Annotated in this window: 2 protein-coding genes; both read right to left on the bottom strand. The window is 35.4% G+C overall.

Translation table 11 applies throughout. The annotated features are described in order from the left end of the window. Nucleotides 1–3,743, bottom strand: a 3,743-nt coding sequence (locus E1163_RS05885) for a non-ribosomal peptide synthetase (RefSeq protein WP_185155983.1), incomplete at its 3' end; no start/stop codon positions are given. Between the two features lie 193 nt (nt 3,744–3,936). Continuing rightward, nucleotides 3,937–9,471 carry an amino acid adenylation domain-containing protein gene (locus E1163_RS05880; RefSeq protein ID WP_343033762.1) on the bottom strand — a complete coding sequence of 1,845 codons (5,535 nt, stop codon included), beginning with the start codon at nt 9,469–9,471 and terminating at the stop codon, nt 3,937–3,939. Nucleotides 9,472–9,482: the final 11 nt, after the last annotated feature.

The following is a 9,482-nucleotide window of genomic DNA, read 5'->3' as shown; positions in this document are numbered from 1 at the left end:
TTAAAAACATCAAAAGGTGATTTCAGATCATTGTCTAGGTATTCTTGGATATACTTTTTTTGCTCGTTCACTTCAAGATGTTTGATGTCGTAATACCCAAGACTCTCATACACTTTTTCTAATACAACTTGCACAGGTGTTTCATCTGACAATACATCAAAGAAGGTCCTTAATGAAGCGTGTTTATTACAAAGAAGATCAAAAGCTTTGGAGAATAGACCAATATCAAAATTCTCATAATATGCCTGGTGAACCATTTGATCATGATAAAAAGTCGATTCAGGATCCTTCAAAGTATGGAAGATCATACCCACTTGTATATCGCTAACTGGAAAAACATCTTCAACCTCCAGTTTATCGGCGTTTTCCAGAAGATATGCTTCTTTTAAGGTGTTAAATTCATTGAGAACAATGTTTCTTTCTTTCGATAATGGATTATTATTTTCAAAAGATAACAGCACTCTTATTATAGCCTCTATGGTAGGGTTATTAAACAAATCTTTAACCCCGATTTTGATTTTGAACTCCTTATTAATTTTTGAAATAAGTCTAATTGCTCTAATAGAATCACCACCTATATGGTAAAAATCTTCATCTATTCCAAAAGTGTCAACACCCAATACTTCCTTCCAAAGCAGAAACATTCTTTTTTCTAACTCACTGAGCGGTTGTTTTCCCTCTCTTAGCAGTGAGTACTCTGCCAAGGCTGCTTTATCAACCTTACCACTTGCCGTGGTTGGCAGTTTATCTATTGGCGTGATAATAGATGGAATCATGTAAGCAGGTAAACTCCTAGAAAGCTCCGTTCTAAGAGTCAACTGGTCTACTGGTCGCTTCGAAATAAAATAGGCATGTAATTGGGCCTCACCTTTTGAGTCATTTTTAGTGATAACCGCACAAGAATCAATATCGCGAAGCTTCAGAATATTATTTTCAATTTCCCCTGTTTCTACTCGATAACCCCTAATTTTTACCTGATCATCTACTCTGCCAATATATTCTAATATCAGCTCTTGAGACATGACGACGATATCACCGGTTTTATAAAGTTTACGCCCTTTGATAAACGGGCTCTCGATGAACTTTTCGTTATTTAATTTTTCCGATGAAATATACCCCAAAGCCAGTGCTTCACCTGATATATACAGTTCTCCTGGAATACCAAAAGGTAATGGCCTTAGAAAATCGTCTAGAACAAATAACTGAACATTATCAATAGGCTTACCAATTGGTACCGAAGCTTTGTTTTTATCTTTATCTGAAAACCTGTGGATCATACATCCTACAGTGGCCTCTGTTGGGCCATATTCATTATAAATATTAATTGACTTTGGAAAAAACTGAGATGCTTTGCTTGCAAGTTCCGCTGAAAAATATTCGCCTCCAACTATGATACTCATCAAACTAGAGTCTAAGGCATTGGTCAATTTTTTTTTCAATTCGTCTTGTTCAACTAATAACCCTAGTTGGGTGGGTGTTAACTTAATAACCTGGACTTGATTATCAATGAGAATATCATCCAAGAGAAAGTCATTATCATCATGTCTGTAAATATGGATACAATTACCGGAGATCAACGGAACAAAAATTGAGGTGATTACCATGTCGAAGAAAACCGATGTGTACAAGGCAAAATCACACCGTTGATCATTGACATATTGTTTAGAAGCCCAATTAACATAGTTATTTAAAGATCCGTGGCCAACATTTACTCCTTTAGGCAGACCAGTAGTCCCAGACGTATAAATAACATAAGCTGTTTTATCAACCTTACTTAAATTCACATTTTGTGGCTCAATTACTTCATTCTGACCGGCTAATTGATCAGAAGTAATGATTTTAATTCTTTCATCTTCAATTGAGCCTGAAAAAGCACTTTCTGTCACTAATAATTTACAATTACTATTCTCTAAGATAAAGGATATTCTGTCAACAGGATCTGTTGGGTTTAAAGGCAAATAACCTGCTCCAGACTTAAGCACTCCTAAAATAGTGGTAATAAGCTCGATAGATCGCTCTAGCATAATGCCTACGATATCATTTTTTGATACGCCGTCATTAAGTAAACGTTTTGCAATGCAATCTGATTGCCTGTTAAGTTCAAGATAAGAAATACTCTGATCACCGTATTTGACCGCAGTTTTATTTGGAAACTTTAAAGCAGTTTCAATTATTAAATCAATCACGGTCTTATTTTTGTCTATCTCCTTTTCCGTATTATTAAAGTCTACAGTTATGGAGGCTTTCTCCTCTTTATTGAGAAGTGCAATCTCATTTAATAATTGACCTGAATCTCTTAATACTGACTTAAATATTCTTTTGAACAATTGTACATAGTAACTAATGGATTGCTGGCTAAAGCGATTATCAGGATAACTAAATAAAAATTCTAACTTGTCATTTCGCTCAATACATTCCAAAATCAAATCCCATTTGACGTACTTTGGGCGGTGAGTAATTTTGGTCAATATTGCATCAGCCAATTTTACAGATGAGTCAAAACTCTCATTATAGAAAAACCAAATATTAAATAAGGGAGACTTACCTTTCTCAACCGGAATTTTCAGCTCTTTAGCAATTTCTTCAACTGGATAACTTTGGTTATCCAATGCAGATGAAATCTTTTCACTCACTTTAAGGACAAAGCTTTCAAAGGTATGGTTTTTGTCAATGTCCATTTTGATAGCCAATGTATTCACGAACATCCCTATCACTCCATCCCATTCTTTTTGCATCCGGCCGTTTGAAGGGGTACCTACTGCAAATTTACTCTGCCTTGAGATAAGATATAAAAAAGCACTGTACACTGAAAAAAGCACCGTAAACCGCGTAACCCCCAGACGACGTACAAGATAATCTACCCTATTAATCTCTTTATTCCCAACAACGAAACTGATGTAATTACCCTTAACTTCTTGCTTATCTTTACTGGCTTTGAGTGTAGCTAACTTTAAATATTCAACTCGATCCTCATATTCATTTAGCCAATAAGCTCTGTGCTCATTGAAGTGTGCTAAATAAGCGTTACTTCTCTGCCATTCGCTATAATCAGTGAATTGAAATTTAACAGGTCTCGACTCTAAACCATTATATAAAGAGATGAATTCTTGAACTATTAACTCTTGAGATCTTCCATCTACTACAATATGATGGGTATCGAATAAAATTAGACCTTTTTCTTTTCCTAACTTCACCACCTTTACTCTTAAAAGAGGTGCTTCTTTAAGATTAAATGGTTTGATAAAACTATCAATTATGGGATAGTAAGATTCAACATCTTTTAACTCCCCTCTTTCTACCCTAAAATCAATAGATTCTAATATGTATTGAAAAACCCCCTCCTGATTCTCTTCAAAATATGTTCTTAGACTATTGTGTCTTTCCAATATCAATTGAAATATAGACTCTATTTTGTCAACATCAATTTGCCCTTTAAATTCATAACAGCTTGGAAGGTTATAAGAGACTGAATGAGGGTCAAGTTTGTTTATTAAATAAAGTATTTCTTGCTGCTGACCCAGCGGATAACGAGGCTTTCTTGAAGCTTTTTTGATATTCTTATCATCGAAGGCTGAAGTGGCTCTTTTGAGAAAAGAAATCAACTCTTGTTTATTATCTCGGATTTCTTGCAGTAAATCTGGAGTAAGATTTTTGGTTAATCCAATTACTTTCAGACCTTCATCATGAAGTACCAACGTCACTCCGATGTCACGAAGTTTTTTTATGTGATCTGTTGGGTGCATAAACATATTTATCACTATCAGATTAGATTAATGAAGTCACTTATTTAAGAAATGTTTGACTTTTTGCAGAAACTTTATTCATATGAATCAAAGGTTCTAATTGAACTTTCGACAAATCAAAGCAAATATTATCCGGTCAGAAATGGACCACCTAGCCAATATTGAAAGCTTAAAAGTATCCATTTTAGGCTTTTTAAATTATTAACTCATCCAGCTCCCCGCCCGAAATTTCATGGTCGTTAATAACTTGATAACCCTCAATCTCTTTGCATAAATCTTGTAAACTCGACAATCTGAAAATTTCAATTAAATTAATTTTTATGGAAATTCGATTCTCAATTTCTGTAACAAGATTTATAGCGTCGATTGAATTTCCACCTTGCTGAGCAAAACTAGCGTCTAGTGAGATTATTTCAGGGGCTACCTTAAGTATGCGACCACAAATATCCACAACCATTTGCTCTAGTGGGGTTTTCGGTATTGACTTAATGGCGGTTCGATTTAAGTCAGGTTCAGGCAGTGATTTCTTATCCATCTTCCCATTAACAGTCACCGGAATGCTGTCTATCCTAACAAAATATGAAGGAACCATATAATACGGCAATTCATTGGACAGAAAGTTATTGAGTTCTCTACTGTCTATTTCAGATGATGCAGTATAATAAGCACAAATTTTTCTTTCTTTTTCCCCTTTTAAGGTACGAATGTCAACAACCACGTCTCCTATTCTATTGTGTTGCTTTAGTTGAGTTTCAATTTCACGTAATTCAATTCTATATCCTCTCAATTTAACCTGAGAATCTAACCGCCCTAAAAATTCTAGATTTCCATCCGCAAACCACCGGGCCCTATCTCCTGTACGGTATATGATCTCATTCTGACAAAAAGGATTCTTAATAAATTTAGAATTAGTCAATTCTACCTCATTGATATATCCATCTGCCAGGCATTCCCCTCCAATATATAAGTCACCAGGAGTACCGATTGGGCTGCAGTTCAAGTCTTGATCTAAGACATAATATTTGGCGTTCTGGATTGGTTTTCCATAAGGAATACTCGACCAGTTAGGGTCAATTTTATCGACTTCAAAGTAATTAGACCAAATAGTAGCTTCCGTTGCCCCTCCCAAAGCTGTTACTTCAACATGGTCAAAATGAGATTCTAGATCCTCTTTTATACTTAGTGGTACCCAATCACCACTAAGGAAAACCCTTTTTAGTATTCCCTTTTTACCATTAAATGTTTGTTTAGCCAAATGAGGTAAAACCTGCTGAATGGCAGCGGGCGCAGAATCCCAAAATGTAATTTCTTCCTCAAATAATATATTTAAAATTTGCTCAGAGTCTTGAATCTCTTGTTCACTAGCCAATCTAATTATTCCTCCAGCTATAAGAATACCAAAAATATCATATACAGATAAATCAAACCCAAGTGAGGTTACAAAGAGCAGTTTATGCTTCTCATCTATATCATAGGTATTATTGACCCATTCGATAAGGTTAACAGCAGGCTTATGCCTAACCAGAACTCCTTTGGGAAGACCACTGGAACCTGAAGTATGAATCACATAGGCAAGGTCGTTGGCAGACGAAATAAGCCTCGGATTTTCTGAAGATAGACTCGTCAATTCATCTTTACCCACTAATCGAACAATATCCTCTTCTAAGGATTCGATATCTTCGGCTGAATCAATGTCGACACATAATATATTCGAAATAGGGCTCGAAGACTCAATCATAACCTTTACCCTTGAGATTTTGTCTGATTCTGTAATTATATACGACATCTCTAGTGATCTGACGATCTTAGATAGTCTACTATTAGGGTGGTTTGGTTCCAATGGAACATAGGCTCCACCTGCCTTTAAAACACCTAGCACACAAGCTACCATCTCAATTCTCCGGCTTAAAAAGATACCTACCAATTCCCCTTTATTAAGACCGGCATTTATTAAGGAATGCGCAATTCTGTTAGCCTCTCGATTAAGTTCCCTATAAGTTATTTTCTCTCCTGCGGCTATAACGGCTACTCTATCTGGAGCTCGTTCCACTTGTTGTTCAATTAACTCATGTAAAGTAGTATCATCAGAGTAAGCCTTTTTTGTATCATTAAATTCAAATAAAATTTGATCTAAATTTTGTTTAGACAATATCTGAATATCTGCACATCTTTTATTCGGATTATTGCAGGCATCTTCTATGATATTTAGCAAATACTCAAAGTATCTATCAATGGTTTCCTCATAAAAAATATCAGTATTGTACTCCATATTAAATTCTAGTCTCTCTTCCTTTGCAACACATTCAATCGTCAAATCAAATTTTGCTACTTTTTTATCTATTTTAATTGGCTTCAAAACCATATCTGGAATTTCAAAAGCCCTTTCCCAATCCTCTTGAAGAACAAACATTACATCAAAAATCGGGTTTCGTGAGGCGTCGAATTCTAACTCTAAATCAGACACTAGGTTTTCAAAAGAATATTGCTGATGTTCCAGGGACTCTATAACCATTCTTTGCATATCAACAGCCAGAGATTTAAAGTCATTATTGCGATTAATCACACAACGCATCGGAAGAGTATTTACAAACATACCCATTATATTTTCAAGCCCTGATTGATCCCTTCCGCTGGCTGAAGTGGCCAATACCACCTCCTCGCTATTTCCCAATTTGCCCAATAATAGACCTACACTTGATAAAAGCAGAGTGTATAAACTAACGTCTAACTGTTCAGCCATTCCTCTGATTTTGGCAGTCAGATTTTTTGAGAGCTGATAAGTTTTCAATAATCCGTTAGTGCTTCTGACCAATTGTCTTTTAAAATCAATAGGCAACCCTAATTGAGGAGAATAGTTTTTGAATTTCTCGTTCCAATATTCCTTCGCGGTGGAATAAGCATTGGAAGTCAGATAAGAATTTTGCCACACAGCATAATCAATATATTGCAGATTCCCTTTTCCAATATCTTCTCCATCATAGGCTTTAATAAAATCTCTAACAAATAAATCTACGGAGATACCATCACAAACAATATGATGCATATCTATGATTAGCTTATAACTACTAGTATCCATTTTTATCAAGCCTACTCTTATCAAAGGTGGGTTACCTAAGTCAAAGGGTCTAAAAAACTTCTCCAGAATGCCGTGAGTCTCAGCGTCGGCACTTTCAAAATATTCAACTTTTATTGGTTGATTATTAAGTACAAGTTGAACAGGATGACCATTATGAGTAAAAAACTTAGTCCTTAATATCTCGTGTTTAAGAGAGAGTTCTCTGAAAGTCTCCTCTAGTCTCTGAATATCTATGTCACCAAGTACATCAAAACCAGCCGAAATATTATAGCTCAAAGATTCGCGGTCAAGCTGATTTAAAACAAACAACCTTTTTTGCGAATTAGATAATTGATAATATTCTTTTTTCTCTGATTTCTTTAAGCCCTCACTTACTGCCAATTCGGTCATGTACGGCTTGAAAATTTTGGCTTGTTGTTGTATTGTTCTGTTGTCATACAAGTCAGTCAATTTGATCTCTTTACTAATTAGATCATTTACTTTAATTAGAAGCTTAATAGCTATCAATGAATTAGCCTCCAGTTTAAAAAAGTCCTCATCGGTACTAATGTCTTCCTGGCTTATTTTTAATACATCTGCCCAAATGTCTCTAACCTGGCTTTCCACCTCATTTTTAGGAAGCACTATTACCTTATCTCTTTTATTCAAAGTCAATTGAGAGATATCAATCTTTCCGTTAGCTGTTAGGGGAAAAGACGCCACACAATTGAAGGCCGCAGGGATCATAAAGTTAGGGAGCCGATCGCTAAGAAAAGAGATGATCTGTTCTTCCGATATTCTGGAGTTCTTAACCGTATAATAAGAAACTATTTGCAGATCACTCCTTACCTTTTGGGTTATAACTACTGCTTCATCTATTTCTGGTATTTCATTTAATTGAAACTCTATTTCCTTTAATTCTATTCTATGTCCGTTAAGCTTAACTTGATTATCTCTTCGTCCATGTAGTAATAATTCATTTTCATTTGTCCAACTCACTATATCACCGGTCTTATACACTAGAAATGCATCAGTATCGTATTGAAATTCTAAAAAGCTTTCATTCGTCTTGCTTTGATTATTAAAATAACCATTACTTAAACAGTCTCCGGCTATATACAACTCACCCTTACCCCAGATAGGTTGAAAATGCATGCTAGAGTCCAGAACATAAAGTGAAGTATTAAATATTGGGCTACCGATGTTGATAGACCCACCCTTACTCACTTCCTTATAACTACAACCCACCGTGGCTTCGGTTGGGCCATATTCATTAAAAATTCTCATCTCAGGGTTCAGTTGCTTCAAGGTGGCAACTTGTGAAGCCTTCAATTCTTCACCCCCAAGTATTACAGTTTTTACATTAGTAGAATTAAGATTGATATCCCTCAAAACATTCACATGAGATGGTGTCATTTTAACCGTGTTGACCTCGGTGGTATTATCAAAAATGTCCCTAATAATATCTGGCAGATCAAGTTCTTCGGTGGAGATTACTATTGAGTCTCCTCTTAGTAAAGTGGTGAAAATACTAGTTAATGTAAGATCAAATGATATTGAAGTAAAAAAAGCAAAATCGTTTCCAATTTCATTATTGAAATAATGTTCATTAGCCCAAGTAAGGTAATTAACAATACTCTTATTACTCACTTCAACTCCCTTAGGTTCACCTGAAGAACCTGACGTAAAAATAATATAGGCAGGATCCTCTGACGTGGTCTTTACCATAATTTCCGTATTGTCTTGCTTTTTTGTTGCAGCGTCGATATAACAACGGCTTAGAGAGAAATTACTGAGCTGTTTTAGATCTTGTGATGTCACCAGCAACTTGCAATCGCTGATCTTTAGCATTTTCTCAACTCTTTTAATTGGGTATTTCGAATCAATGGGAACTATTACAGCACCTAATTTTAAAAGCGCCAGAACAGCAACAATCATATCTTCAGATTTCTTTAGATAAATCCCTACGTGATGTCCTTTAATAATTTTATATTCATCAAACAGAAGACCTGAGAGCATATTTACTTTTTTCTCCAATTGCTGGTAAGACATGTACCTGCCCTTGAATTCAATAGCATTCCTATCCTTGAATGTGTTATATGATTGACTTATCAAATCTGAGAGGCTTTTCCCAGGCATTTCCACTTTGGTACCAGTCCCCCTCTTAATCATAGCCCTTTCTTCTTTTAGAGATAATAACTTTAATTGTTCTATACCGACCTTCTCATTAGAAATAAGTTGGTCAAACATATTTTTAAAACAATTCACCAATAGTTCAATTTGACCAGGTCTAAAGGAGTCTTGATAATACGCAAATACAAATTTTAGCTGATCGCTTATTAGAACAGAAGCGGATAGATCGTAGTTGGTATTATGATCAGTTATGACATTTTTGAAGGTAAAAGCATTACTCGAATCTTGCTGCTTAAAGGGTGTATTCTGAATTATCAAGATATGATCTATGGGATCATGCGGTAGGCCTGTTTCCCTTTTTATTTGGTCCAAAGATAAAAAGTTGTATTGCTGGGATTGAAAATCATCTCTTTGGGTTTTTCGGCAGAGGTTTTCAAACTTGTCTCCTTTGTTAAACTTAATTCTTTTGGGTAATGTGTTGATGAATAATCCAACTGTATTAGTAAAATCTGTACCCAACCCATTCCTTCCTGAAACCACGGAACCAAATA

The sequence above is a fragment of the Fulvivirga kasyanovii genome, from assembly GCF_009711405.1.
Classification (GTDB): domain Bacteria; phylum Bacteroidota; class Bacteroidia; order Cytophagales; family Cyclobacteriaceae; genus Fulvivirga; species Fulvivirga kasyanovii.
This window is presented reverse-complemented; position numbering and strand designations above follow the sequence as displayed.